The organism is Gymnodinialimonas sp. 202GB13-11, assembly GCF_040932485.1.
In the GTDB taxonomy this organism is placed as follows: Bacteria; Pseudomonadota; Alphaproteobacteria; order Rhodobacterales; family Rhodobacteraceae; genus Gymnodinialimonas; species Gymnodinialimonas hymeniacidonis.
On the sequence record NZ_JBFRBH010000001.1, the window covers coordinates 3896375 to 3921568 of the forward strand.

The 25194-nt window shown below is 59.3% G+C and carries 24 protein-coding genes; 21 read left to right on the forward strand and 3 right to left on the reverse strand.

The features are described 5' to 3' along the window. Positions 1–53 precede the first annotated feature (53 nt). Together V8J81_RS19955 and V8J81_RS19960 are read left to right on the forward strand one after the other, a co-directional pair. Positions 54–1322: an ABC transporter permease gene (locus V8J81_RS19955; RefSeq protein WP_368477689.1), complete on the forward strand. Its 1269-nt coding sequence runs from the start codon at positions 54–56 to the stop codon at positions 1320–1322. Then, positions 1319–3226 carry an ABC transporter ATP-binding protein gene (locus V8J81_RS19960; protein ID WP_368477493.1) on the forward strand — a complete coding sequence of 636 codons (1908 nt, stop codon included), beginning with the start codon at positions 1319–1321 and terminating at the stop codon, positions 3224–3226. Before V8J81_RS19955 ends, V8J81_RS19960 begins: the two co-directional genes overlap by 4 nt. On the opposite strand, the gene hemN is transcribed toward V8J81_RS19960, so the two are convergent. Further along, on the reverse strand, positions 3223–4554 hold the full coding sequence (gene hemN, locus V8J81_RS19965) for an oxygen-independent coproporphyrinogen III oxidase (protein WP_368477494.1): 1332 nt from the start codon (positions 4552–4554) through the stop codon (positions 3223–3225). The two genes, V8J81_RS19960 and hemN, sit on opposite strands and share 4 nt — an antisense overlap. Before the next feature lie 99 nt (positions 4555–4653). On the opposite strand from hemN, the gene fnrL reads away from it, so the two are divergent. The 9 genes from fnrL to ccoS all read left to right on the forward strand — a co-directional run bounded on the left by fnrL (position 4654) and on the right by ccoS (position 13577). Beyond that, positions 4654–5400 carry a transcriptional regulator FnrL gene (gene fnrL / locus V8J81_RS19970; protein WP_368477495.1) on the forward strand — a complete coding sequence of 249 codons (747 nt, stop codon included), beginning with the start codon at positions 4654–4656 and terminating at the stop codon, positions 5398–5400. A 178-nt stretch (positions 5401–5578) separates the two neighbouring features. Next, positions 5579–7174 (forward strand): cytochrome-c oxidase, cbb3-type subunit I, encoded by a 1596-nt coding sequence (gene ccoN, locus V8J81_RS19975; protein WP_368477496.1) that lies wholly within the window; start codon positions 5579–5581, stop codon positions 7172–7174. Between the two features lie 14 nt (positions 7175–7188). After that, the gene (gene ccoO / locus V8J81_RS19980; protein ID WP_368477497.1) at positions 7189–7911 is read left to right on the forward strand and encodes a cytochrome-c oxidase, cbb3-type subunit II; all 723 of its coding nucleotides are present in this window, start codon (positions 7189–7191) and stop codon (positions 7909–7911) included. A gap of 13 nt (positions 7912–7924) precedes the next feature. Then, the gene (locus V8J81_RS19985; protein WP_368477498.1) at positions 7925–8113 is read left to right on the forward strand and encodes a cbb3-type cytochrome oxidase subunit 3; all 189 of its coding nucleotides are present in this window, start codon (positions 7925–7927) and stop codon (positions 8111–8113) included. Beyond that, a complete protein-coding gene (gene ccoP / locus V8J81_RS19990; protein WP_368477499.1) occupies positions 8110–9033 on the forward strand; it encodes a cytochrome-c oxidase, cbb3-type subunit III in 924 nt (307 codons plus the stop codon). The genes V8J81_RS19985 and ccoP overlap by 4 nt, the downstream gene beginning before the upstream one ends. A 192-nt stretch (positions 9034–9225) precedes the next feature. Continuing rightward, on the forward strand, positions 9226–10740 hold the full coding sequence (gene ccoG, locus V8J81_RS19995) for a cytochrome c oxidase accessory protein CcoG (protein WP_368477500.1): 1515 nt from the start codon (positions 9226–9228) through the stop codon (positions 10738–10740). Beyond that, positions 10737–11231 carry a FixH family protein gene (locus V8J81_RS20000; RefSeq protein WP_368477501.1) on the forward strand — a complete coding sequence of 165 codons (495 nt, stop codon included), beginning with the start codon at positions 10737–10739 and terminating at the stop codon, positions 11229–11231. The genes ccoG and V8J81_RS20000 overlap by 4 nt, the downstream gene beginning before the upstream one ends. A 1-nt stretch (position 11232) precedes the next feature. After that, positions 11233–13422: a heavy metal translocating P-type ATPase gene (locus tag V8J81_RS20005; RefSeq protein WP_368477502.1), complete on the forward strand. Its 2190-nt coding sequence runs from the start codon at positions 11233–11235 to the stop codon at positions 13420–13422. Further along, a complete protein-coding gene (gene ccoS, locus V8J81_RS20010) occupies positions 13422–13577 on the forward strand; it encodes a cbb3-type cytochrome oxidase assembly protein CcoS (RefSeq protein ID WP_368477503.1) in 156 nt (51 codons plus the stop codon). Before V8J81_RS20005 ends, ccoS begins: the two co-directional genes overlap by 1 nt. Before the next feature lie 54 nt (positions 13578–13631). Here ccoS and V8J81_RS20015 read toward each other — a convergent pair whose 3' ends face one another. Further along, a complete protein-coding gene (locus V8J81_RS20015; protein WP_368477504.1) occupies positions 13632–15041 on the reverse strand; it encodes a D-alanyl-D-alanine carboxypeptidase family protein in 1410 nt (469 codons plus the stop codon). A gap of 242 nt (positions 15042–15283) precedes the next feature. On the opposite strand from V8J81_RS20015, the gene hemF reads away from it, so the two are divergent. From hemF to V8J81_RS20045, 6 genes are all read left to right on the forward strand, one after another. Beyond that, positions 15284–16162 (forward strand): oxygen-dependent coproporphyrinogen oxidase, encoded by an 879-nt coding sequence (gene hemF, locus V8J81_RS20020; RefSeq protein WP_368477505.1) that lies wholly within the window; start codon positions 15284–15286, stop codon positions 16160–16162. A 27-nt stretch (positions 16163–16189) separates the two neighbouring features. Continuing rightward, positions 16190–17248, forward strand: a complete 1059-nt coding sequence (locus V8J81_RS20025; protein WP_368477506.1) for a glycosyltransferase family 4 protein — start codon at positions 16190–16192, stop codon at positions 17246–17248. Positions 17249–17310: 62 nt separating this feature from the next. Further along, positions 17311–18018, forward strand: a complete 708-nt coding sequence (locus V8J81_RS20030; protein ID WP_368477507.1) for an FkbM family methyltransferase — start codon at positions 17311–17313, stop codon at positions 18016–18018. Then, positions 18015–18764, forward strand: coding sequence for a glycosyltransferase family 25 protein (locus tag V8J81_RS20035; RefSeq protein WP_368477508.1), 750 nt, complete (start codon positions 18015–18017; stop codon positions 18762–18764). Before V8J81_RS20030 ends, V8J81_RS20035 begins: the two co-directional genes overlap by 4 nt. Before the next feature lie 4 nt (positions 18765–18768). Continuing rightward, entirely contained in the window at positions 18769–19821 is a 1053-nt protein-coding gene (locus V8J81_RS20040; RefSeq protein ID WP_368477509.1) for a glycosyltransferase, read from the forward strand. Positions 19822–19826: 5 nt separating this feature from the next. Next, positions 19827–20573 (forward strand): glycosyltransferase family 25 protein, encoded by a 747-nt coding sequence (locus tag V8J81_RS20045; protein WP_368477690.1) that lies wholly within the window; start codon positions 19827–19829, stop codon positions 20571–20573. Here V8J81_RS20045 and hemE read toward each other — a convergent pair. Continuing rightward, positions 20570–21601 carry a uroporphyrinogen decarboxylase gene (gene hemE, locus V8J81_RS20050; RefSeq protein ID WP_368477510.1) on the reverse strand — a complete coding sequence of 344 codons (1032 nt, stop codon included), beginning with the start codon at positions 21599–21601 and terminating at the stop codon, positions 20570–20572. The genes V8J81_RS20045 and hemE overlap by 4 nt on opposite strands. Positions 21602–21703: 102 nt before the next feature. On the opposite strand from hemE, the gene hemC reads away from it, so the two are divergent. From hemC to rfbD, 4 genes are all read left to right on the forward strand, one after another. After that, positions 21704–22660: a hydroxymethylbilane synthase gene (gene hemC / locus V8J81_RS20055; protein WP_368477511.1), complete on the forward strand. Its 957-nt coding sequence runs from the start codon at positions 21704–21706 to the stop codon at positions 22658–22660. A gap of 76 nt (positions 22661–22736) precedes the next feature. After that, the gene (gene rfbC / locus V8J81_RS20060; RefSeq protein WP_368477512.1) at positions 22737–23303 is read left to right on the forward strand and encodes a dTDP-4-dehydrorhamnose 3,5-epimerase; all 567 of its coding nucleotides are present in this window, start codon (positions 22737–22739) and stop codon (positions 23301–23303) included. Continuing rightward, the gene (gene rfbB / locus V8J81_RS20065) at positions 23300–24340 is read left to right on the forward strand and encodes a dTDP-glucose 4,6-dehydratase (RefSeq protein WP_368477513.1); all 1041 of its coding nucleotides are present in this window, start codon (positions 23300–23302) and stop codon (positions 24338–24340) included. Before rfbC ends, rfbB begins: the two co-directional genes overlap by 4 nt. Further along, positions 24337–25182 (forward strand): dTDP-4-dehydrorhamnose reductase, encoded by an 846-nt coding sequence (gene rfbD / locus V8J81_RS20070; RefSeq protein ID WP_368477514.1) that lies wholly within the window; start codon positions 24337–24339, stop codon positions 25180–25182. Before rfbB ends, rfbD begins: the two co-directional genes overlap by 4 nt. Positions 25183–25194: the final 12 nt, after the last annotated feature.

Sequence of the window (25194 nt, forward strand, 5' to 3'; positions counted from 1 at the left end):
ATATGGCCCTTCCCGACGAAACGACAAAAGCCTCACCGCTGCCCGACAGCGATATGGACGCCGCCGCGTCCCATGGCCGTGTGCAGGGGGACCGCCAAGGCTGGCTTAGCCCGTTGAACCGTCGCCGCTGGCGCAACTTCAAGCGCAACCGCCGGGCGTTCTGGTCGCTGTGGATCTTTGCCGTCCTCTACGGCTTGTCGCTGTTGTCGCCTTACCTGGCCAACGACAAACCGCTAGTGGTCAACTTCCGCGGCGAGTACTTCACCCCGATCTTCAACTTCTACCCGGAAACCGCATTCGGCGGCGATTTCGGGACCGAGGCCGTCTATCGCGACATCGAAGTGCAATGCCTGATCGTCTCAGGCGGTCTAGAGGATTGCTGGGACGACCCTGAAGAGGTGATTGCACAGGTTGAGGAGACTGGCGCATTTGCTGGGGCCGAGGTTGAGCAGGGCTGGATTATGTGGCCGCTGATCCCCCACAGTTTCAACACCATCGTCGACCGGCCTGGCCATGCGCCTGCCTCACCCAATGTGATTGGCTGGTGGCCCGAGATTGAACGGGACGGCGCCGGGGAACCTGTGTTGGACGAAGACGACCAGCCGGTGATCGACTGGAACTTCGGCCTGTTGCCTGAGGATCGTCGTGGCACGAACCTGTTGGGCACGGATGACACCTCGCGCGATGTGTTGGCGCGGGTGATCTACGGCTTCGAATTGTCCGTCAGTTTTGCGTTGATTGTGACGGTCTGCACGTCAATCATTGGCATATTCATGGGGGCGTTGCAGGGCTATTTCGGCGGGTTGGTCGACCTGTTTTGGCAACGGATCATCGAAATCTGGAACGCGACACCCAGCCTCTATGTGATCATCATCGTAGCGGCGATCATCCCGATGAACTTCACCCTGCTGGTGTCTTTGATGGTCTTCTTCGGGTGGATGAACCTGACCGGAGTCGTCCGTGCCGAATTCCTGCGGGCCCGAAACTTCGAATATGTGCGCGCGGCCCGTGCGTTGGGCGTTGGCAACGCAACAATCATGTTCCGCCACATTCTACCCAACGCGATGGTGGCCACCCTGACATTTCTGCCGTTCATCGTGACAGGGACAATCGCGGGCCTGGCCAGCCTTGATTTCCTGGGTTTTGGCCTGCCGTCATCTGAGCCTTCCCTGGGAGAGCTGACATTGCAGGGCAAGAACAACCTGCAAGCCCCATGGCTGGGTTTCACCGCATTCTTTACCTTCGCATTCATGTTGTCGCTGCTCGTCTTCATCTTTGAAGGTGTCCGCGATGCGTTTGATCCACGAAAGACATTCACATGACCCGGCGCGTGCTCGATATTCGTGACCTTACGGTCGATTTCTCCCAAGAAGGGGGAACGGTGAATGCCGTGCGCGGGGTGTCCTTCCACGTTGAACGTGGTGAGACGGTTGCCCTTGTCGGCGAAAGCGGATCCGGCAAATCTGTAACGGCCTTGTCGACCGTTGACCTATTGCCGGGTGCGGCGGAAGTGGGCGGCTCGATCAAATACGATGGGGCCGAGATGGTCGGTGCGTCAGACGCCGAGCTACGTCGCGTGCGTGGAAACGACATCAGCTTTATCTTTCAAGAACCGATGACATCGCTCAACCCGCTGCACACCATCGAAAAGCAGATGGCCGAAAGCCTCGTCGAGCATGGGGGCTACAAGTACCCCGGTGGCTTGAAACGGATGGCGAGCAGCATCGCGGGTGGCGATCCGGTGCCTGTGCTGCTGGCAATCTTCCTGCTGCTGTCGATTGTCATGTTCTATATTTTCGCGGTCATCCAACCCGATGATTTCGGTACGATACGCGAGGTGGTTCAGGACCGCGCCGGCAATGCGGGAATACTGTTCTTTGCTATCGCCAGTCTGGTTGGGGCCATCATCCAAGCCGCACTCATAACCGCAATCCTTGCCGTTCCGCTGCTTGTTCTGCGGTTCATCCTGCGGGCTTTGGGGTTCACGGATGTCGTTTCCTCAGATCTGCGGACCCGTGTGATCGACCTTCTGACCAAGGTGGGCATCCGCGACCCTGAAACGCGGCTGGGCGCCTATCCACACCAGCTGTCAGGTGGGCAGCGGCAGCGCGTGATGATCGCCATGGCGCTGGCCAATGGGCCGGAATTGCTGATCGCGGATGAGCCGACGACAGCGCTGGATGTCACCATCCAGGCCCAGATTCTAGACCTGTTGGGTGATCTGAAACGGTCCGAGGGCATGAGCCTTCTGTTCATCACTCATGACCTTGCCATCGTCCGACGCATCGCAGACCGCGTTTGCGTCATGCAAGGCGGCGAGATTGTGGAGCAAGGAAAGACGGGCGAGATTTTCGACAACCCTCAACACCCTTACACGCGCAAGCTGTTGGGGGCGGAACCGTCAGGTTCGCCTGATCCCGTTGCCGGTGATGCCGAAGAAATTCTGAATACCGACGATCTCCGCATCTGGTTCCCGATCCAGCGCGGGTTGCTGCGGCGCACAGTGGGCCACGTGAAGGCCGTCAACGCGGCGAACATTTCCATCAAGCAAGGTGAGACACTGGGGATTGTTGGGGAGAGTGGCTCAGGCAAGACCACCTTGGCACTCGCGATCATGCGTCTTGTTCGATCGGAAGGTCCGATCATGTTCCTCGGGCAGAATCTTTCTCACGCGACCAAGTCCGAGCTGCGCGGCGTGCGGCGCGACATGCAAATCGTGTTTCAGGACCCCTACGGCTCCCTCAGTCCGCGCATGACGATTGAGCAGATCGTCTCCGAAGGATTGAAGGTGCAGGGCGTCGGTCCGCGCGAACGACGGACAAGGGTTGGCGAAATCCTTGAGGAGGTCGGGCTGAGCCGCGACATGATGCACCGTTACCCGCATGAATTCTCCGGCGGGCAGCGGCAACGCATCGCCATTGCGCGCGCCATGATTCTGCGCCCGCGTCTGGTTGTTCTTGATGAGCCCACGAGCGCGCTCGATATGACAGTGCAGGTTCAAATCGTGGAGTTGCTGCGCAAGCTGCAGCGGGACCACAACCTTGCCTATCTGTTCATCAGCCATGACCTGCGTGTCGTGCGTGCGCTCAGCCACAAGGTGATCGTCATGAAACAAGGCGATGTGGTCGAGATGGGCGACACAGACGCATTGTTCGATAACCCCCGGCAAACCTATACGCGGGAGTTGATGGCAGCAGCCTTCGGAGATCGCGCGGGCGCAGCTTAAATCGCGGACGAGTGGTTTCTGGCCTTCTCGCTTGTATAGGCATCCACATGGCGCGCGATCAGCCGGGTCAGGGGCCGAGACTCTTCCAAGACGGTCAGGCCATTGTCGTTGCGTGCTACATGTCCTTCGTAGGACCGGGCGATGTCGTCCAGGATCGGGTCGACTGCTTTGCGCGGGAAGGTCGATGACCCACGCTGATCGACGCCAAAGTCGCACATCAAGCGTTCGATGATGTGGCTGCGCAGGCGATCTTCGTCGGTCAGTATATGTCCGCGACCTGTGGGAAGCTCGCCCGCGCGGACGGCCTTTTGATAGGCGGCCGTGCTGGCGGCGTTCTGGACAAATCCCTGCGGGAATTTTGAGATTGAGGATGCACCAACACCAATCAGCACATCGCAGCTGTCATCCGTGTAGCCCTGGAAATTGCGCATGAGGCGGCCTTGCCGCGCGGCGACAGACAGGCTGTCCTCGGGGCGGGCGAAGTGATCGATCCCGATCTGGTCGTACCCGTCCCAACGCAAGACTTCACTGGCTGTTTCAAACAGGCCAAGGCGCGCCACAGGATCAGGCAAATCCTCGGTCGGGATCAGGGATTGGCGCTTTGCCATCCAGGGAACATGTGCGTAGCCGTAGAGTGCCACCCGATCCGGGTTTAGCGATAGCAGCATCTGCATTGAGGATGTGATGCGCGCCTGCGATTGGCGGGGCAATCCATAGAGCAGATCGGTATTCAGCGAGGTCACTCCCCGCGCGCGCAAACCTTCAACGGCGGCGCGTGTCACTTCGAAGCTCTGCTCGCGTCCGATGATTTTCTGAATCTCGGGGTCAAAGTCCTGCACACCGATCGAAGCGCGGCCCATTCCGGCATCCGCCAGTGCATCTAGACGAGCATCGTCGATTTCATTCGGGTCGATCTCAACCGAGAACTCGGCATTCTTGGTCAAAGGAACGGCCTCGCGAATCGAATCCGCCAACCGAGTGATCTCGGGAGCATTCAAAAGCGTCGGAGTGCCGCCACCCCAATGCAATTTCGCGATCTCGACGCCCTGCGGCAAAAGGCCCGTAAGGGCCTGAATTTCTTGTATAAGAGTGTTTGTGTAGGCGACCACCGGCCCTTCCGATTGCATACCCTGCGTTCGGCAGGCGCAGAACCAGCACAGCCTTCTGCAGAAGGGGACATGGGCATAGAGCGACACTTTTGAACCGGGTGGAATCGCCGCAAGCCAGGCGCGGTGCACCTCGGTCGTGACATCGCCTGCAAAGTGGTTCGCAGGCGGATACGAGGTGTAGCGGGGCACGTTCGCCTCAAACAGGCCTAACCGTCGCATTTGATAATATCTGTCCATGAGGTAAAACTTATGCGTGCTCAAGACCGGGCGCCTTGACCCAGATCAACCCGAGCACAGCGCGCGAACAGGAGCATTTTCATGCAGCACGCGGACTTCCGCCTTGAGAAGATTGACTGCTCTGCTTGCCCGATCCGACATCGGGCCGTCTGCGCGCGTGCGGATGAGGACGAACTTAAGCAATTGAACGCGATCAAGTCTTACCGCAGCTTCAAGGCAGGTGAGACAATCGTTTGGGCAGGCGAAAACGTTGATTTCGTCGCTTCCGTCGTGAGTGGTGTCGCTTCGCTGTCGCAGACGATGGAGGATGGCCGTCGCCAGATGGTCGGCCTTTTGCTGTGCTCCGACTTCATCGGTCGTCCGAACCGCGAGAGCGTTGCCTATGACGTCACGGCGATCTCGGACGTGACCTTATGCTGTTTTCGACGCAAGCCGTTCCAAGGAATCTTGGCGGACACGCCACATATCTCCCAGCGATTACTGGAGATGACCCTTGATGAGCTCGATGCCGCACGGGAGTGGATGCTGATCCTCGGGCGCAAGACCGCCCGCGAAAAGATTGCCAGTTTCCTTGCCATCATCGCTCGGCGCGAAACAGCGCCGGATGGAGGCGGTGTCGGTAGTAACGTGGCCTTTGAGTTGCCGCTCACACGCGAGGCAATGGCTGACTATTTGGGTCTGACGCTAGAAACAGTGAGCCGCCAGATTTCTGGCCTGAAACGTGACGGCATTATCCAACTCGAAGGCAAGCGCCGCATTTTGGTTCCTGACTTCAACGACCTTCTCGATGAGACCGGCGATGACGCCGATGGGGGAGTTCTGGTTTAAACCCGGATCTCCCTTTGCTGCTCTGAACGCCCCGTCGGTCGGGGCGTTTTTTCATTTTCTGACCTTTGCTTGACCCAGATCAAGGTCGCCCCCCACCGAAATGCCGATGAACGGATCCATGGAATGCCCGTGGTCCGTCCAGATTCGGCCGGCCCGGGGTAAGGTGAAGGGACGACCGATGAGTGATTATCTTAAGCTCGCTGCCCTTGGGCTTGTCACGGTCTTCGCAGCGATCGCTGCGAATTACGGCCTTGATGCAGCCTACAAGTTGCATGCGTGGATTATCATGGCGGTCGCCGGTGGCTTGTTTCTGTGGCAGTTGCGCCGCACGGGTGAGCCTGCGGTGGCTGTGCCAACCGGGGAATATATGGACGGTCCAGTGAGGGCCGCAGCGATTGCAACGGTCTTCTGGGGCGTTGTTGGCTTCTTGGCGGGCGTGTTTATCGCCTTTCAGCTCGCATTCCCCGCGCTCAATTTCGAATGGGCGCAAGGCTACGCAAACTTCGGACGCCTTCGCCCATTGCACACTTCAGCAGTGATTTTTGCGTTCGGGGGCAACGCCCTTATTGCAGCCTCGTTCTACATCGTGCAGCGCACCAGCGCCGTGCGCATGTGGGGCGGTAACCTCAGCTGGTTCGTCTTCTGGGGTTATCAACTGTTCATCGTTCTGGCGGCGACTGGCTACCTCATGGGCTCGACCCAGGGCCAGGAATATGCGGAACCTGAATGGTACGTGGACCTCTGGCTGACCGTTGTATGGGTGGCTTTCCTGCTGGTGTACCTCGGCACGATCCTCAAGCGGAAAGAGCCGCACATCTACGTGGCCAACTGGTTCCTGCTGAGCTTCATAGTGACCGTTGCTCTGCTGCATGTCGTCAACAACATGTCCATTCCCGTTTCGATCTGGGGTTCGCGCAGCGTTCAGGTCATGTCGGGTGTGCAGAACGCCATGACGCAATGGTGGTATGGCCACAATGCCGTGGGCTTCTTCCTGACCGCCGGTTTCCTCGGCATGATGTACTACTTCATTCCAAAGCAGGCCGAGCGCCCGGTCTATAGCTACAAACTGTCGATCATCCACTTCTGGGCTCTGATCTTCCTGTACATCTGGGCGGGTCCGCACCACTTGCACTACACGGCGCTGCCGGATTGGGCATCGACCCTTGGCATGGTGTTCTCGGTGATCCTGTGGATGCCGTCCTGGGGTGGCATGATCAACGGCCTGATGACGCTGCAAGGCGCGTGGGACAAGCTTCGTACGGACCCGATCCTGCGGATGATGGTGACCTCGCTCGCCTTCTACGGTATGTCGACCTTCGAAGGCCCGATGATGTCGATCCGTGCGGTCAACTCGCTGTCGCACTACACCGACTGGACCATCGGCCACGTCCACTCTGGCGCGCTTGGCTGGAACGGTCTGGTGACCTTCGGGATGCTCTACTACCTGTTCCCGAAACTTTGGCACACGAAGCTTTACAGCCTTCGCGCCGTCAGCTGGCACTTCTGGCTCGCGACCGTTGGCATCGTTCTCTACGCCGCTTCGATGTGGGTGACCGGTATCATGGAAGGCTTGATGTGGCGTGAAGTCGATGCGCAAGGTTTCCTCGTGAACTCCTTTGCAGACACCGTCGAGGCGAAATTCCCGATGTATGTGGTCCGTGGACTGGGTGGGATCATGTTCCTCTCCGGCGCGCTGATCATGGCTTGGAACCTTTGGATGACCGTGCGGACGGCGGGCAGTAAGCCCACCTCTGACCTGGTCCCGGCGGAATAAGGAGGGCTCGAACCATGGGTGTTCTTGACCAACACAAGAAGATTGAAACCAATGCCACGCTTCTGCTGGCGCTGAGTTTCGCCGTCGTCACCGTGGGTGGCATCGTAGAAATCGCACCGCTCTTCTACCTGGAGAACACGATCGAGGATGTAGAGGGCATGCGCCCCTATTCCCCGCTCGAACTGGCCGGGCGCGAGATCTACGTGCGCGAAGGGTGCTACGTGTGCCACAGCCAGATGATCCGCCCAATGCGGGACGAGGTTGAACGGTACGGGCATTACAGCCTTGCGGCGGAAAGCCAGTACGACCACCCGTTCCAATGGGGGTCTAAGCGAACGGGGCCCGATCTTGCCCGGGTCGGCGGGCGCTATTCGGATGAGTGGCATTATGATCACCTGATCAGCCCGCAGTCCGTGGTGCCGGAATCGATCATGCCGTCCTACGCGTTCCTTGCTGACAACACGCTGACTGGGGAGCGCATCGGCGATCTGATGTCGACGCACGCTTTTGTCGGTGTGCCCTACACGGAAGAGCAGCTTGAGATGGCGTCAGCCGACTTCATCGAGCAGGCGACCGATTTCGGGGATCCCGGCGTGGTGGATCGCTATCCCGGTGCGCAGCAGCGCGACTTTGATGGCAACCCTGCCGTGACCGAAATGGATGCGTTGATTGCCTATCTTCAAATGCTCGGCACGTTGGTCGATTTCTCGACCTTCACGCCGGATGAAAGCCGGTAGGGAGGGCACACAGATGGATTATGAATTCCTCCGCAGCCTGTCTGGAAGCATCGGAACGGTGTTTCTGGTCGCCAGCTTCTTTGGCTTTGTCCTCTACGCGTTTCGGCCTGGCTCCAAACGTGTCCACAGCGACAGTGCCGAAATCCCTTTCCGCCACGACGATGCACCGGCACCAGAAGCCGGGCAGGAGGCGCAGCAATGACCGATAAACCACAACATCCTGAAGAACAGGTCCTGCAAGAGGGTGACCCGGACACGACGGGCCATTCCTGGGACGGGATCAAGGAGTTCAACAACCCGCTTCCACGTTGGTGGCTGTGGTGCTTCTACCTGACCATCATCTGGGGCGTCGCCTACACGGTCCTGTATCCCGCATGGCCTGGCATCAGTGGAGCAACGGCGGGCGTGCTTGGCTATTCAACCCGGGCAGAGGTAGCTGAAGAGATTGAGCGCTTTGATGCCCTGAATGCCGACCTGCGGACAGAATTGACCGAGGTGGAACTGGCCTCCGTCACCCGCGATGACACGCCGGAGCTCTATAACTTTGCACTTCAGGCGGGTGCGGCGACGTTCACCACCTGGTGTTCGCAATGCCATGGCGAAGGCGCGGCCGGTGTTCAGGCCGCGGGCTATCCGAACCTGTTGGATGACGACTGGCTATGGGGCGGTTCGCTGGAAGACATCCAGATGACGATCGCCCACGGCATCCGAAACGAGGATGATCCTGATGCGCGCTGGTCCGAGATGACAGCGTTTGAAGGCATCCTCAGCGATGAAGAGATCGCGCAAGTCGTCAATTATGCGATGGCCTTGTCGGATGAGGATGGCGACGGCGTGAACGCTTCAAACCATGCCTACGATACGACACTGGCTGGCACAGGTGAAAATGTCTTCCTCGATAATTGCGCCGCCTGCCACGGCGATGCAGGTGACGGCGACCGTTTCCTTGGTGCACCGAACCTGACGGATGCGATCTGGCTTTATGGCGGCAGCGCCGAGGCGGTCGAAGAAACCGTGCGCCATTCGCGCTTTGGCGTGATGCCAGCGTGGTCTGGCCGCCTGAGCGAGGCGGAAGTCAACGCAACCGCGCTTTACGTCCACAGCTTGGGCGGCGGCGAATAGAGCTGCCCTAGCAAGAAGTGCCGGTGGCTAGACGACCTGCCGCCGGTTCCGCGTCGATCCCATGTCCTGTTCGCGCTTTACCCATGGGATCGGCGCACATTTCTTCAGGTTTGATCCACGTCAATGTGTGCGCGCGGCCCCTGCCGTAGACAGGATGTGCGAACAGACAGAATCTCACAGGACAGCCTTGCCATGGCCTCTCAAGATGCCGCGCCCAAGCTATACGCCGCGCAGGAGCCGATCTTCCCGAAACGGGTGAAGGGTCCGTTCCGGAATTTCAAATGGGCACTGATGATCTTCACGTTGGGGGTCTACTACATCACCCCTTGGATCCGCTGGGATCGTGGGCCGTCGCTGCCGGATCAGGCCGTCCTCGTGGACTTGGCCAACCGGCGTTTTTTCTTTTTCTGGATCGAGATCTGGCCCCACGAATTCTACTTCGTTGCAGGCCTTTTGATCATGGCAGGCCTTGGCCTGTTTCTGTTCACCTCTGCCCTTGGCCGTGTTTGGTGTGGCTATGCCTGTCCTCAAACCGTTTGGACCGATCTGTTCTATACGGTCGAGCGCTGGATCGAAGGCGATCGCAACGCGCGGCTGCGCTTGTGGAAGCAAAAGTGGGACTTCCGCAAATGGCGCCTGCGGGTGACGAAGTGGATCGTCTGGCTTTTGATTGCCGTGGCGACGGGCGGGGCTTGGGTTTTCTACTTTGCGGATGCCCCGACGCTTCTGCGTGACCTGTTGACCGGGCAGGCGGCCTTTGTGGCCTACGCGACTGTCGGCATTCTGACAGCTACGACCTTTATCTTTGGCGGCTTCGCGCGTGAGCAAATCTGCATCTATGCTTGCCCATGGCCGCGCATTCAGGCCGCGATGATGGACGAACATACCATCACGGTCGCCTACCGCGACTGGCGGGGGGAACCGCGCGGCAAGGGCAAGAAGCGTCGCGAAATGGCAGAGGCCGCGATTGAGAGCTCTCGTCTGGCGGGGCCAACGATCCGGGGTACGGAACCCGGCGCAACCTCTGCGCCTGAGGTCGAGGCGCCCGGCGACTGCATTGATTGCATGGCCTGCGTGAATGTCTGTCCCATGGGGATCGATATCCGCGATGGGCAGCAGATGGAGTGCATCACCTGTGCGCTTTGCATCGATGCCTGTGACGAAATCATGGACAAGGTCGGCAAACCACGCGGGTTGATCGATTACCTCGCCCTGACCGATGAAGCCAATGAGCGTGCGGGTAACACCAAGGTGCCCGTGATGCGGCACATCCTGCGCCCGCGGACGCTGATTTACACCGCTCTATGGTCTGCCATCGGTGTTGGTCTGATCGTGGCGCTATTCATCCGGTCCGAGATTGATCTGACAGTCGCTCAGGTCCGCAATCCACAGTTTGTGACGCTCAGCGATGGGTCAGTGCGAAATACCTACGACATCCGCATCCGCAACATGACGGCAGCAGACGCCACGTTCCGCATTGGTCTGACCTCGGATGACGTCCTGCGCGTTGATCTGGAGGGGAGCCAGGACCTGATGGTCGAGGTGCCCGCAGACGAAACGCTTCTTCAGCGCGTCTACGTCATCGCGCGTCCCGAGGATGCCGCATCGGGTCGCGAACGCACGGATTTCCGCTTCTGGGTCGAGGAGTTCGGCACGGAAGAGCGCGCATTTGGCGACACCACGTTCTTTGGAAGGGGTCAGCAATGAACCACGATATTGAAGCACACAGCATCGCGGGCCCGCGCAAGCTGACTGGCTGGCACGTTGCATCCATGTTCATCGGGGGATTCGGTGTGATCGTCTGCGTGAATATCTTCATGGCGACGCAGGCCGTTTCCACCTTCCCTGGTCTTGAAGTTTCGTCCAGCTATGCAGACAGCCAGACCTTTGATGATCGTCGCATCGCACAGGATGCGCTGGGTTGGCAGGCCTCTGTTGAGACGCGCGGAGATGAAGTGCGATTGACGCTTGTGGACGAAGCGGGGCGTCCCGTTTACCCGGCTGAGCTGGATGCGCTTTTGACACGTCCGACGACACGGGCTGACGACCAACTGCTTGAGCTATCGCGTGGGGCGAACGGTGTACTGGTCGCGCCGGCCGATCTGGCGCCTGGCCGCTGGCGTCTGCGCCTGACGGGCACCGCGCGTGACGGCACCGACTATCGCCACAATATCACTTTCACTCTGGCCGAGGGCTGATATGGCCGCCCTAGCTGACCCACAACATCCCTCTGCGTGCCCCGCCTGCGATGCGGTGCCATTGGCCGAGCAAGTTGCCGGGAAAGCACTGACCAACGCGCGCCTTATGCTGGCGCTGCCGGGCATTCACTGTGCGGCGTGTATTTCCGGCGTGGAGCGGATTCTGCGCGAGCAGCCGGGCGTTCGCGATGCGCGCGTCAACCTGACCATGCGCCGCGCATCCGTTGATGCAGGTCCTGAGGTTACAGCAGAGGATCTGTGCGCGGCCTTGAATGCGGCTGGGTACGAGGCGCATGAACTGGACCCTGGCGTCCTTGCAACCACCGAAATGGACGCACGCGGACGCGCGCTTCTAATGCGGTTGGCGGTCGCCGTGTTTGCCATGATGAACGTCATGCTCCTGTCCGTGGCTGTGTGGTCTGGTGCGGATGGTGTCACCCGCGACATGATGCATTGGATCAGCGCAGCGATCGCGATCCCGGCAGTGCTGTTCTGCGGCCAGCCCTTCTACGGGTCTGCCTTTGCCGCCTTGCGCGCTGGGCGGCTGAACATGGACGTGCCCATCACGTTGGCCATTGCGCTGGCTGTCGGAACATCCCTCTACGAGACGACGTTGTCGGGCGAACATGCCTATTTCGATGCGGCGATTGCCCTGTGCACCTTCCTCCTCGCTGGACGTTACCTCGATCACCGTACGCGGGCGAATGCCCGATCTGCAGCTCAGGAATTGGCGGCACTTGAAGTGCCCCGCGCGCTTCGGCTGGTGGGGCAGGGGACCGAAACGGTGGCTGCAGCTGATCTACGGCGCGGTGATCTGGTGCGGGTGCTGCCCGGTGGGCGTGTGCCGGTGGATGGCACGTTGGTGGACGGATTCACTGAACTGGACCGGTCCATCATGACCGGAGAAACGCTTCCTGCGGCTGTTGCGCCGGGCGACGCTGTCCATGCCGGTGAGGCGAACCTGACTGGTCCAGTCACGGTCGAGGTTATGGCCGCAGGCCGCGATACGGAGCTGGCGCGCCTTGGCGACCTTGTGGCCGTGGCCGAGGCCGGTCGGTCGAACTACACGTCGCTGGCGGATGCTGCGGCCAAGCTCTATGCGCCGGGCGTACACATTGTGGCTGTTGTCGCTGCGCTGGGTTGGTTTGCCTATACGTGGGATTTTCGCGTAGCGCTGAATATCGCGGCGGCGGTTCTGATCATCACATGCCCCTGTGCCCTTGGGTTGGCGGTTCCCGCCGTGACGACAGCAGCGTCTGCGCGGTTGTTCCGGAAAGGTCTGCTGATCAAAGACGGCACGGCTCTTGAGCGTTTGGCCGAAGTTGACACGGTGGTATTCGACAAAACTGGCACCCTGACCGATGGCGCACCGGAACCGCTAGGACTAGATCAATTGGATGCGGAGACTGCGCGTGTTGCGCTGGCCCTGGCGAACGGGTCGGCGCACCCCTTGGCGCAGGCGCTTGCAAGCGGATTGACTGCGCGCAGCGTTTGGCCTGCCCGTGTTGAACGACTGATGGAACGGCCTGGTTTCGGCGTGGAAGGTGAATGGGAAGGCAAGCCTGTCCGCCTTGGCCGAGTGGGCTGGGTCGGCGGAGGTGATGCCGTGGGAACAACCGCTACCTATCTGCGTATCGACGATGGCCCGGCTCATGCGCTTACCTTTGCAGACGCTTTACGGGACGGCGCGGCTGAGGCGGTCAAAGGCCTTCAAGCGCAGGGGAAGCGCGTTGTGCTTCTTTCGGGTGATGTGGCCCCAGCGGTCGAGGCCTTTGCCGCGCGGTTGGGCATTGATGATGTCATTGCCGAGGCACGCCCGGATGCCAAGGCCGAGGCTGTGATGGCGTTGGTCGAAGAGGGCGCACATGTTTTGATGGTAGGGGATGGCATGAACGACACGGCCGCCTTGGCCGCGGCACATGTGTCCATTTCACCCGCCTCAGCGCTGGAGGCCGCTCGCGCCGCGTCGGACATGGTGCTAACGGGGCGCAGTATTCTTCCCGTGGTCGACGCCATGCAAACGGCCCGCATGTCGCGGGCACGGATCAAGGAGAATTTCACAATTGCCAGCGTCTATAATCTGCTGGCCGTGCCGCTGGCCGTTGCGGGGCTGTGCTCGCCCTTGATTGCGGCGCTGGCAATGTCTGCTTCGTCCTTGACCGTATCCCTCAATGCGCTGAGGCTGCGTTAATGGATGTATTGGGCATATTGATACCCGTATCCCTGCTTCTGGGCGGGGCCGGTTTGGCCGCGTTTTGGTGGATGCTGCGCAAAGGGCAGTTTGATGATCCTGAAGGCGATGCGCATCGCATCCTGCGTGAGGATTACGACGACCACCCGAAATAGGATCGCCGGACGACGCTCGCCTACGGCATCGCCCCGCCCACCGTCCCGTAGGTCTTACGGCCCGAAGGTCTCGCAAGTCACATTGCGGGCGTTGAGCCGCGCACAGGCCCTTGTGGCCTGATCTTCCGTCATACCGGCAAAGCGCGCGTCATAGCCACGGCTGACCTGCACGACACGGCGCAGTGCTTCGTCGAACGTGCCAAGCTCTGCCAATGCGGTGCGCAGCAAGAGACGTTCGGCTGCGTGATGGGATGTTTGTGGGCCCAGGGACACACCGAAAAGGCGCGACCCGGTGGACGAAGCGCGCGTGACGACCTCAGGCTCTGGGGCTGGACGCGGCGGGATAAGCGGTTCGGGTTCCGGCTCCAACGCGGCTTGCGGCTCAGGCCTTGGGGCAGGGCGCGGCGCATCTTCAACTGCGTTGAGGGCGGCTTCCACCGCGGCGGCAACCTCCGGGTCCGCCCCGGTGGCTTGCGTCAGTGCGGCACCAACAGCATCGTCAATCGCTGCTAGGACATCAGCATCGACGCCTCCATGGGGTCGCATAAAGGGCCGGATCGAAGAGGTCGGCGCGCGTTGCCCGGGCGGCGTATGTGAGGTGCCCGCAGTTCCGTCATCCGTATATGTCGGCAAAGCCGGGGTTCGGAGCGCCACGTGGGATGGCGCACGCTCAAACCCCATATCGAGCAATTCCATGACCCTCTCATTTCGCCAGGCCGAACTTCGACCCCCAAAAACGGTGGCGATGATCCGTTCTTCGCCGCGCTGGGCCGAGGCAACAAGGTTGAAGCCAGCCGCGCGGGTGTAGCCGGTCTTGATCCCGTCCGCGCCACGGTAGTTCGACAGGACCACACGGTTCGTGTTGCGCACCTGCGCAATGCCAGCATCTGCGGTGATGCGAGAGAACAGGTTGTAATATTGCGGGTAATCGTAAACGAGCCTGCGCCCCAGCATCGTCATGTCGCGCGCGGTGCTCAGATGCCCATCTTCGGTCAATCCATGCGCGTTGCGGAAGGTTGTGCGTGTCATGCCAAGTGCAGCGGCTGTGCGGTTCATGCGGCGCGCGAAGGCAGCCTCAGATCCGGAAATTGCCTCGCCAATCGCTGTTGCAGCATCGTTTGCGGACCGGATAGCGGCGGCGCGGATCAGATACCGGAAGCGGATCGTTGAGCCTGAGCGCAAGCCAAGCTCCGATGGAGGTTCAGCTGCGGCATTCGCGGAGATGGTGACTTCTGTATCGAGCGTGATCTCGCCCAGGCGAATGGCTTCAAACGCGATATAGATAGTCATCATCTTGGTCAGTGACGCCGGATGCAGGCGTGTGTCAGCATTACGCGAATGCAAGACCTCGCCATTGCGGGCGTCCATAACCATGGCTGCATACGGCGCCGCCTGCGCTGGTGTAAACGCACCAAACGCCAGAGCGACGCCCAAAAGGGCGACGTAAAGAAATCGTACGAACATGAGCTGCTCTATCTGCCTCGTGTGCCGTCTATTGCGGCGATTGCCTATGATCCTAGGCGAAACGAATCTCAAAATCCATGGCCGAGTGGCGAAATTCTCAATCCCTGCAAGGAATTGGCAGATGTGGTCCTACGTGCAACACATGGGTCAAAATGTGCCTGCCATCTGGGCGCACATCGCATGGCGGCGCCGACGTTGACCTGCTACAACTTAGGCGAGTGTTGCAAAAGGACCGCGGCCCAATGAAAGACCTGATCGACGACCATAAATCCCGCGCCTCCACGTGGTTCCGCAGCTTGAGAGACGACATCGTCGCGGCATTTGAGGGGCTGGAGGATACGCAAGGTGGTGACGGGGCCGCTGGTCGGTTTGAGGTGACGCAAACCAAACGCACCGGCGATGATGGCGAGGATGCTGGTGGCGGCCTGATGAGCGTTATGCGCGGCGGGCGCGTGTTCGAGAAGGTCGGCGTGAACGTTTCAACGGTCTACGGAACGCTCGGTGAGCGGGCGCAAAAGGCAATGGCCGCGCGCGGGGTTCCCGGAATGGAAACGGACCCGCGGTTCTGGGCTTCGGGCATCAGCCTTGTCGCACATATGCAAAACCCACGCGTGCCAGCGGTTCACATGAACACGCGCATGTTCTGGACGCCGAACGCGTGGTGGTTTGGCGGCGGGTCTGACCTGAACCCGGCCATCGAATATGACGACGACACGACGCATTTCCATGGAGTGCTGAAAGAGCATTGCGACAAGCACGACCCGGCCTACTACGACAAGTTCAAGGCTTGGGCGGATGAGTATTTCTACGTACCGCACCGGCATCGGGCTCGAGGTGTTGGCGGCATTTTCTATGACGATCTGAACACGGGTGACTGGGAAGCCGATTTTGCGTTCACGCAAGATGTAGGTCGTGCTTTCCTGCCCGCTTTTGTGGGTTGTGTGGAACGTCGCCGCCATGAGCCGTTTGATGAGGCAGATCGCGAGGCGCAACTGGTGCATCGCGGGCTCTACGCGGAATACAACCTTGTCTATGACCGCGGTACCAAATTTGGTCTGGAGACGGGCCATGATGCGAACGCGGTCCTGATGAGCCTTCCGCCGATTGCGAAGTGGACCTGACGCGCGCACTGGGGCAGTAAGCGCCCCATGACGAACCGCCCTGACCTCTCTCAAATCGACGTGCTGGTGCCGAATTTCAAACTGCGCCTCAGCGGCGTGACCGCGACGATCGTCCGGCTGGTGCCGTTACAGTCGCGGCAAATGGCGTTGACGGCCATTGCACCAGACATGCCAGCGCACGTGCCGACGGTTTCCCCGTGGCGCATGATAACCATGTCTCGCCGAGGACCAAATGGGGCACGGGTCTGGCACGCCCGCCGCAATACGGAGATGTTGGTCGGTGTGATCCTTAAGCATGTGCTGCGAAAGCGGTTGAAGTTGCTTTTTACGTCAGCGTCGCAGCGCAACCATACGGGATACACGAAATGGCTAATTAATCGCATGGACCGTTTGATCGCAACTTCGCAGAAGACTGCGAGCTACCTGGACCACCCTGCAGATGTCATCCTGCATGGCATCAATACCGAGCAGTTTTCGCCCGTGTCCGCACGGGCGGAGTTGCGGGCAAAACTTGGATTGCCTGACGGGATTCTGGTGGGGTGCTACGGACGGATCCGCGCCCAGAAGGGAACGGGTGATTTCCTTGACGCGATGATCCCACTGCTACGTGATCGGCCAAAGGTTCATGCCCTTATCATGGGCCGCGCGACTGAGAAACATGTCGAGTATGAGCGTGCCCTTCGGTCGCTCGCTGACGAGGCCGGGCTAAGCGATCGCGTGCACTTTCTTCCCGAGGTCCCGGTTCATGAGATGGCCGACTGGTATCGCATTCTCGATTTGTTCGTCGCGCCGCAGCGATGGGAGGGATTTGGACTGACCCCGCTGGAAGCAATGGCATGTGGTGTGCCGGTTGTGGCCACAACTGTCGGCGCGTTCCCGGAATTGATCGTGGACGGGGTTGGGTCGTTGGTGCCCCCCGATAACGGGCCGCAAATGCAAGCAGCGATTGCCAAATACCTTGACGATCCCGATGGCTGTCACGCTGCAGGTAAGGCGGCCCGCGCCCACGCCGAACTGAACTTTTCGATTGAACGAGAAGCCAAAGCAATTCTCATGATCTATCGCCAGCTTCTGTCACAAACGTGACGCCCCTTTTCCACAAGGCGCGGAACGGCTAAACGAAGCCTTCCAAATTCAGGATCAATTTCGTGGCCGACCCATTCCGCAATATTCGCCGTGCTTCGCACATCATGGTTGGTACGAAACGGTTCCAACACAGGGGTGTGACCCTGCACACCGGCCCCTCGGATATTCCGGAAACCGTTCGCGGGCACATCTTCAAGGGGCGTTACGAGTCAGTCGAGGCGGAATTGGTTCAGGCCATCCTTCGCCCGAACGATCGCGTTCTAGAGGTTGGGACTGGCATTGGCTTCGTCTCGATCCTGTGCGCAAAAATCGCCGGCGAAGGGCAGGTCACCTCATATGAAGCGAACCCCGCTCTCGAGGGATGTATCCTGGCAAACTATTCAGCCAACAACTTGACGCCAGACTTGCGGATGAAGGCTGTCACCGTGGATGGCCGACCGATCAGTTTCTTCCAAGACCCCAACATTTTATCCTCATCTCTCATCAATCGCGACTTACCGCTTGATGAAATCACTGTCGAAAGTCACGCGATGGAAAGCGTTCTGAACGACATTCGCCCCGATGTGATCGTTATGGATGTGGAAGGCGCAGAGATCGACCTGCTTACGACGGCTGACCTTTCCGGTGTGCGCGCAATGATCGTGGAGGTTCATCCCCACATTGTTGGCGAAGACAAAATCTCGTTCATGAATACGGCGCTGTCGGCGGCTGGCTTCGAGATAAAGGCGCGTCGGCACAAAACCGTACACTACGCCCGTAAAAACGCATGAGCGATAAGGTCTGGCCAATCCACATCATCAATCTGGCGGATAATACAGCCAGAATGGAAAATGTGCGTCACCAGCTTGATGCACAAAAGCTGGCCTTTGAGCGGGTCGATGCGGTCAACGGATGGAAGTTGTCCGATCAGGAAATTTCAAAAGTTTACGACGCTGCCAGGAACGCGCGTCGCCACAAACAGGATCTCGTTCCAGCCGAAATCGGTTGCTATCTTAGCCACATCGAAGCGTGGAAACGGATTGCCGCGTCTGTCGATCCTGGTGGTATAGTGCTGGAAGATGATTTCGCGGCCGAAAAGGACCTGCGTTCCGTGCTCGAAGCCCTGTGTGCAAATCGGCATCAGGATTGGGACATCGCAAAGCTGTTTAGTATTTCTTCGCCTGCGCGGGTCACAGCCACCGAGCCATTGGTCGGCCAGTACGACATCGTGGTCCCGTATCGCGTTCCGTCCACGACGCTTGGATATGCGATCACGCGGGAGGCTGCGCAGCATCTTCTTTCGCATTCGATCCCGTTTTGCCGCCCGATTGACGAAGATCACAAATTTTTCTGGGAGCACGGCCTTGCAATCTCACTTGTTCAACCGAACCCAATTCATGTGGGAGAACAGGATACAAAAACAGGAACGATCGGCGAGGCGCGCCGTAGCGTGGACAAGACCGGGCGTTGGCGCAAACTGCGCTACCAGCTTGGATACCAGATGCGTTTGCGTTGGCACCGGATGAGGGGGCGCTAGTGCTGTGACCCAGAATTTGCGCATCCTTCACATGTGTTTCGGCAAAGAGGGCGGGGCGGAGCGTTTTTTCGTGAATCTCGTTCAGGCATTTGACCGGTACGGCGGAATCGAGCAGCGATTCATCATTCGTCCGAACCGCACCTGGCGCCAACATATCGTGGAAATCGGCCCAACGATTGAGAACAACTACAATTACCTATCTCTGTCGCGTTGGTGGCTGCGTGCCGAATACCGGCGCATCATTCGCGACTGGAAGCCGGATGTCGTTTTCGCTTGGGCGCCGCGTGCCGGCCGTTTGCAGCAGAAAAACCCCGTGGGTCCACTGAAGATCGTGCGCTTGGGGGATTTTCCGCCGCACCTAGATCATTTCCAGAACTGCGAAGTCATCGTTGCCAATACACCCGCGATCACTGAGCATGTGAAAGAACTGGGTTGGGACAGGCCTGCCACAACGATCACGAATTTTGCACGACCGGTGCAGCCAATGCCTGTGCGCCGCGCCGATTTCGACACGCCTGAAGATGCTTTTCTGGTAGCCACCGCCGGGCGGTTTGTTCCGCGCAAGGGCATGGATGCGGCGATCCGAGCGGTCTCCAAGGTGCAGGGCGCGTGGCTCTGGATAATGGGCGACGGCGAGGAAAACGACGCTTTGCGCGGCTTGGTGGACAAAATTGGTATCTCGGACCGTGTAAGGTTCTTGGGGTGGGTGGATGAGCCCGTCCATAATTTCTCCGCGTCAGACGCCGTGATTTTTCCGTCGCGCCATGAGCCGCTGGGAAATGTCGTACTGGATGCTTGGCAAGCGCGGAAACCGGTTGTGGCCACGCGCTCTGAAGGGCCTGGATGGTTCATGCGTGATGAAGTGGATGGTATTCTCACGGATATTGATGATGTGGAGGCTATGGCGGCCGGGCTTTCACGCCTCCAATCAGAAGTCGCGCTTCGGGAAAAGTTCGGCGAGGCCGGGCACGACCGTTTACAATCCTTCTTCGGCGAAGATGCGATTGTGGAAGCCTATCTGGAGCTCCTCCGATCGAACACCGGGTCGGGCAATTGAAAGCCTTGATTATAAACCTTGCGTCGGAAACCGAACGTCTTGCGTTCCAGGCAAGTCAGTTGGAGCGATTGGGCATTGCTTACCAACGCCTCGAAGCCAAAACGCCGGAAACGCTAACTCCAGCCAAAGACAGTCCGTACTGGACCTGTTGGCAGCGCCCATTGCGCACAACGGAAATGGCTGCCTTCGCCAGCCACCGTAGCGCATGGGAGTATGTCGCAGCTTCAGATGCGCCGAATTTGATCCTTGAAGATGACGCTGTTCTGATGCCCGGTGTCCCTGATCTTTTGGCGCAACTGTCCTCCATTCCAGAGGCCGAATTTGTAACGCTGGAAACCCGTGGTCGGCGCAAACGCATCGCTGTTGAGCCCCATGGTGGCTTGCCGCTCCACCGGCTTTGGCAAGATCGCACAGGTGCTGCGGCTTACGTACTCTGGCCTTCCGCTGCGCGAAAACTGCTGGCCCGCGTGGCAACAGCGCCTGGATTGGCAGATGCTATCCTTTGCGCTGCCTATGACCTGAACGCGTGGCAAGCAGTCCCAGCCCTTGCGTGTCAACTTGATCGCTGCGAGGCAGAAGGCTTTGCCCCGCCCATCGAAACGCAAAGTGCAATTGGGAAAGAGGCCAAACCGAGCGCCAAACCGAGTCTTGTTCAAAGGTTGCGGCGCGTTTCCGGCCAAGCGCGGATGGGCTTGCGCGCATTGGCCCACGCAAATGCACAAAACGTCATCGTACCGCTAAAGCGCGATTAGCCCCGGATCGCTTCCAGAAGGCGATGCACATTCTCGGGGTCGGCATCCGGTGTAATCCCGTGGCCGAGATTGAATATATGCGGCCCGCCTTTGAGCGCATCGCAAATCCTGCGTGCTTCTGATTGCAGCGCCTCACCACCAGTGACCATCAGTTTTGGATCGAGGTTGCCCTGCACGCAGGTATCGCCCTGCAGGTTCTCTGCGGCCCATGTGGCGTCGACGGATGTGTCGATTGCCAACGCGTCTGCCCCAACTGCTTTGGCAAAGCCGATGTATTTGTCGCCCGCTTCCCGTGGGAACGCTATCACCGGAAGATCAGGGTGACGTGACTTTAGTTCTGCGATGATGCGTTTAGCCGGGGCCAGAGCGAATGCGTCAAAGGCCTCTCCCTTAAGCGAGCCCGCCCACGAGTCGAACAGCTTCACCACTTCAGCACCGGCCTTCACCTGCATGTCGAGGTATTCGATGGTTGCATCCGTCAGCAGGTCGATCAGGGCCTGGAAAGTCTGTGGGTCTTCTTCGCGCAACTTGTGGGCGGGGGCCTGATCCGGCGTTCCGCGACCGGCGATCATGTAGGTGGCAACCGTCCAGGGCGCGCCTGCAAAGCCGATTAGCGTGGTCTCCTTAGGAAGTTCCTGCGACAGGATCTTCACGGTCTCATAGATCGGGTTCAGGGTCTCATGGATATCGTCCTTGCCCTTCATCCGATCCATGCCAGCGGCATCGGTGATCGTGGAAAGACGTGGGCCTTCTCCCGTCACGAACCAAAGATCAGCACCAAGGGCCTGCGGGATAAGCAGGATGTCAGCAAAAAGGATCGCCGCATCGAAGCCATAGCGCCGAATAGGCTGAAGTGTAACTTCAGCGGCAAGCTCCGGATTATAGCAAAGCGAAAGGAAATCCCCGGCCTGCGCACGTGTCGCGCGATACTCGGGCAGATATCGCCCGGCCTGCCGCATCAGCCAGACGGGCGGCACATCCATCGTTTCACCCGCAAGGCTACGGAGAAGTTTTTTCTTGTCGGGCATAGGACTTATCCTCAGGGTCGTATTGCGGGTCTGGCCACTCTCCTTATGAGTGTCAAGCTGTCGCCCGTTGTCAACCCAAGTTGACACCGCTAGAGAGGATACATGACGACCGACCTGCCGACCCCCGCCGCCCCATTGCGTATCGGAACCCGTGGCTCGCCACTGGCCTTGGCGCAAGCATTCGAAACCCGCACCCGTTTGATGGGTACCTTCGATCTGCCTGAAGATGCGTTCGAAATCGTTGTGATCAAGACAACCGGTGATGATCGTAGCCTGATTGAGCGTGACATCGCTTTGAAGGAATTGGGCGGCAAGGGCCTCTTCACCAAGGAAATTGAGGAGGACATGCTGTCAGGCAAGATAGACATCGCTGTCCACTCGATGAAAGACATGCCCGTAGATCAGCCTGAAGGGCTGCTCCTAGATTGTTATCTACCCCGCGAAGATGTGCGTGACGCGTTTGTTTCGTTGAACCATGACAGCTTGGCCGCGTTGCCCGAGGGGGCGATTGTCGGCTCCTCCAGCTTGCGGCGACGGGCGCAACTCGCGGCGCGTCGTCCAGACCTGAAAGTCGTGGAATTCCGCGGTAACGTTCAAACGCGCATGAAGAAGCTTGGCGACGGTGTGGCTGAGGCAACCTTCCTCGCCATGGCAGGTCTGCGCCGCCTTGGAATGGAAGAGGTTGTGAAATCGGCGCTTGAGACGACCGATATGCTTCCAGCTGTCGCGCAAGGCGCCATCGGGATTGAGCGCCGTGCAGACGATATGCGCATGGCGAAGATGCTTGAGGCCATTCACGACGGCCCGACCGGCCAACGCCTTGCCGCCGAGCGCGCGTTTCTCAAAGGACTTGATGGTTCTTGCCAGACACCCATTGCCGGATTGGCAGAACTAGACGGTGGCACCCTTCGTTTGCGTGGTGAAATCCTGCGCCCAGATGGATCAGAGGTGCTGACAGACGACCGAACAGCGCCGGTGGAAGATGGGGTGGCTCTCGGGGCTGAGATGGCCGCCGACCTTCGCAAACAGGCCGGACCGGGCTTTTTCGACTGGCACTAACAGCCGCCGCGAACCGTTGCGGGGTACGCAGCCCCATGGCATTGTCCCGCGAAACATAGGCGGAGCAGACGCAGGCATGAATATTGAAGAAACCGGCCTTCCGGGCCTTGTGGTCCTGACGCCACCGCGCTTTGGGGATGAACGCGGCTTTTTCAGTGAAACGTACAATGCTGAGAAGCTCGCGGAGCACGGCATCGCTATCACTTTCGTCCAAGACAATCACTCTCTCTCGGCCGAGACGAACACCGTTCGAGGCCTCCACTTTCAGGCCCCGCCCCGTGCACAAGCCAAGCTCGTGCGATGCGGGCGCGGAAGGCTTTGGGATGTGGCGGTCGATATTCGGCGCGGCTCCCCAACCTATGGGCAGCATTTCGGGATCGAGCTGACCTTTGAGAATGCAAAACAGCTCCTGATCCCCGCAGGCTTTGCCCACGGGTTCATCACGCGGGAACCGGGCACCGAGATCATCTACAAATGCTCCGACACCTACGCGCCCGAAACGGAAGGTGCATTGCTGTGGAGCGATCCCGATCTTGGAATTGATTGGCAGCTAACCGGTAATCCGATTCTTTCTGGCAAGGATGCAGACGCACCCGCCTTCATTGGGTTCGAGAGTCCCTTCACTTATGAGGGCGCGGCATGAAGGTGTTGGTCACTGGGGGCGCAGGGTTCATTGGCTCGGCCGTTGTACGCCTTGCTGTCGAGCGTGGGCATGAGGTCATCAACCTTGATGCGCTCACCTACGCTGCGTGTCTTGACAATGTTGCCCCCGTCGCGCGGTCGAGCCTTTACACATTCGAGCAAGCTGATATCCGCGACCGCGCGGCACTCGACCGTATTCTGTTAAGCCATAATCCAGACGCGATCCTGCACCTTGCCGCCGAATCCCATGTCGACCGTTCCATTGATGGGCCCGCTGCCTTCATCGATACGAACATCACCGGCACCGCCACCCTGTTGGATGCGGCGCGCGCGCACTGGGAGGCGCAAGGAAGACCGGAGAGCTTCCGCTTTCACCACGTCTCTACCGATGAGGTTTTTGGCACGCTTGGCGATACCGGGCTCTTTACGGAAGACACCCCGTACGATCCGCGCAGTCCGTATTCGGCATCCAAGGCCTCCTCGGACCACCTTGTTCGTGCCTGGCATGAGACCTACGGCCTGCCGGTTTTGCTGACGAATTGTTCAAACAACTACGGTCCCTACCACTTTCCAGAAAAGCTGATCCCGGTCGTCATCCTCAAGGCCCTCGCAGGGGAGCCGATCCCAGTCTATGGAACCGGTGAGAACGTGCGTGACTGGCTTTATGTGGAGGATCATGCAGACGCCCTTCTGACGGTTCTTGAGAAGGGTCAAGTTGGGCGAAGCTACAACATTGGCGGTCATAACGAGATGCGGAATATCGACCTGGTCCGCGCAATTTGTGGGTTGCTTGATGAACGCCGGCCTGACGCCAGCCCCCATGCAGACCTAATTACTTTTGTCACCGACCGACCAGGCCATGACATGCGCTATGCGATTGACGCATCTCGCATTCAGAACGAATTGGGTTGGACGCCTTCCGTGACGGTTGAAGAAGGCTTGGCGCGGACAGTGGATTGGTTCCTCGACAATGAAGAGTGGTGGCGCGCCCTGCAGAAGCGGGACGGCGTGGGCAGACGTCTGGGAACCAAGGCATGAAGCTTCTGGCGTTCGGACAGACCGGGCAGGTCGCGCAGGAACTGACACGCCTTGGGGTGCAAACGCTTGGCAGGGCGGAAGCCGATCTGACAGACCCGTTAAAGTGCGCGGCATTGATTGCGGCAACCGATGCAGATGCGGTTATCAACGCAGCCGCCTACACCGCAGTCGATAAGGCAGAAGAAGAGGAAGCCACTGCCCATTTAGTCAACGCCAAAGCCCCCGCCGCCATGGCACAAACCTGCGCGGCAAAAAATATTCCTTTTGTCCATATCTCGACGGACTACGTTTTCGATGGGTCGGGTGAGGCATCATGGACCCCGGATGCGCCCACGGCGCCCCTAGGCGCCTATGGCCGCACCAAATTGGCGGGCGAAGAAGCAGTGCGCGCGGCAGGTGGCACGCACGCAATCATGCGCACAGCTTGGGTTTTTTCAGCCCATGGCGCGAATTTCGTGAAAACGATGCTGCGGCTTGGGGCGGAGCGTGACTCACTTTCCATCGTTGCGGACCAAATTGGAGGGCCCACCCCAGCACGTGACATTGCCGCCGCCTGCGTCACGATGGCGGAAGCCTTGGTTGCTGATCCGGGAAAAAGCGGCACCTATCATTTCGCGGGCAGCCCGGATGCGTCCTGGGCCGATTTTGCGCGCGAGATTTTCGATCAGGCTGATTTGCAGTGCGCTGTCACGGACATCCCTTCTTCCGCCTACCCAACCCCTGCAGAACGCCCCAAAAACTCCCGCCTCGATTGCACGTCGACCGAAGTCGTTTTTGGGCTTCAGCGGCCCAATTGGCGTGCGGGTTTGGCAGAAGTCTTGGAACACTTGCACAATTCCTGACATGCGTTCAGT

Excerpts from the sequence above, each read along its gene's own strand:
- ccoS (WP_368477503.1), top strand. The coding sequence starts at position 13,422 with ATGGATGTATTGGGCATATTGATACCCGTATCCCTGCTTCTGGGCGGG.
- ccoP (WP_368477499.1), top strand. The coding sequence starts at position 8,110 with ATGACCGATAAACCACAACATCCTGAAGAACAGGTCCTGCAAGAGGGT.
- rfbB (WP_368477513.1), top strand. The coding sequence starts at position 23,300 with ATGAAGGTGTTGGTCACTGGGGGCGCAGGGTTCATTGGCTCGGCCGTT.
- rfbC (WP_368477512.1), top strand. The coding sequence starts at position 22,737 with ATGAATATTGAAGAAACCGGCCTTCCGGGCCTTGTGGTCCTGACGCCA.
- rfbD (WP_368477514.1), top strand. The coding sequence starts at position 24,337 with ATGAAGCTTCTGGCGTTCGGACAGACCGGGCAGGTCGCGCAGGAACTG.
- V8J81_RS19960 (WP_368477493.1), top strand. The coding sequence starts at position 1,319 with ATGACCCGGCGCGTGCTCGATATTCGTGACCTTACGGTCGATTTCTCC.
- V8J81_RS20035 (WP_368477508.1), top strand. The coding sequence starts at position 18,015 with ATGAGCGATAAGGTCTGGCCAATCCACATCATCAATCTGGCGGATAAT.
- V8J81_RS20015 (WP_368477504.1), bottom strand. The coding sequence starts at position 15,041 with ATGTTCGTACGATTTCTTTACGTCGCCCTTTTGGGCGTCGCTCTGGCG.
- V8J81_RS20005 (WP_368477502.1), top strand. The coding sequence starts at position 11,233 with ATGGCCGCCCTAGCTGACCCACAACATCCCTCTGCGTGCCCCGCCTGC.
- hemC (WP_368477511.1), top strand. The coding sequence starts at position 21,704 with ATGACGACCGACCTGCCGACCCCCGCCGCCCCATTGCGTATCGGAACC.
- ccoN (WP_368477496.1), top strand. The coding sequence starts at position 5,579 with ATGAGTGATTATCTTAAGCTCGCTGCCCTTGGGCTTGTCACGGTCTTC.
- V8J81_RS19955 (WP_368477689.1), top strand. The coding sequence starts at position 54 with ATGGACGCCGCCGCGTCCCATGGCCGTGTGCAGGGGGACCGCCAAGGC.
- fnrL (WP_368477495.1), top strand. The coding sequence starts at position 4,654 with ATGCAGCACGCGGACTTCCGCCTTGAGAAGATTGACTGCTCTGCTTGC.
- V8J81_RS19985 (WP_368477498.1), top strand. The coding sequence starts at position 7,925 with ATGGATTATGAATTCCTCCGCAGCCTGTCTGGAAGCATCGGAACGGTG.
- hemN (WP_368477494.1), bottom strand. The coding sequence starts at position 4,554 with ATGCGACGGTTAGGCCTGTTTGAGGCGAACGTGCCCCGCTACACCTCG.
- hemE (WP_368477510.1), bottom strand. The coding sequence starts at position 21,601 with ATGCCCGACAAGAAAAAACTTCTCCGTAGCCTTGCGGGTGAAACGATG.
- V8J81_RS20025 (WP_368477506.1), top strand. The coding sequence starts at position 16,190 with ATGACGAACCGCCCTGACCTCTCTCAAATCGACGTGCTGGTGCCGAAT.
- ccoG (WP_368477500.1), top strand. The coding sequence starts at position 9,226 with ATGGCCTCTCAAGATGCCGCGCCCAAGCTATACGCCGCGCAGGAGCCG.
- V8J81_RS20000 (WP_368477501.1), top strand. The coding sequence starts at position 10,737 with ATGAACCACGATATTGAAGCACACAGCATCGCGGGCCCGCGCAAGCTG.
- ccoO (WP_368477497.1), top strand. The coding sequence starts at position 7,189 with ATGGGTGTTCTTGACCAACACAAGAAGATTGAAACCAATGCCACGCTT.
- hemF (WP_368477505.1), top strand. The coding sequence starts at position 15,284 with ATGAAAGACCTGATCGACGACCATAAATCCCGCGCCTCCACGTGGTTC.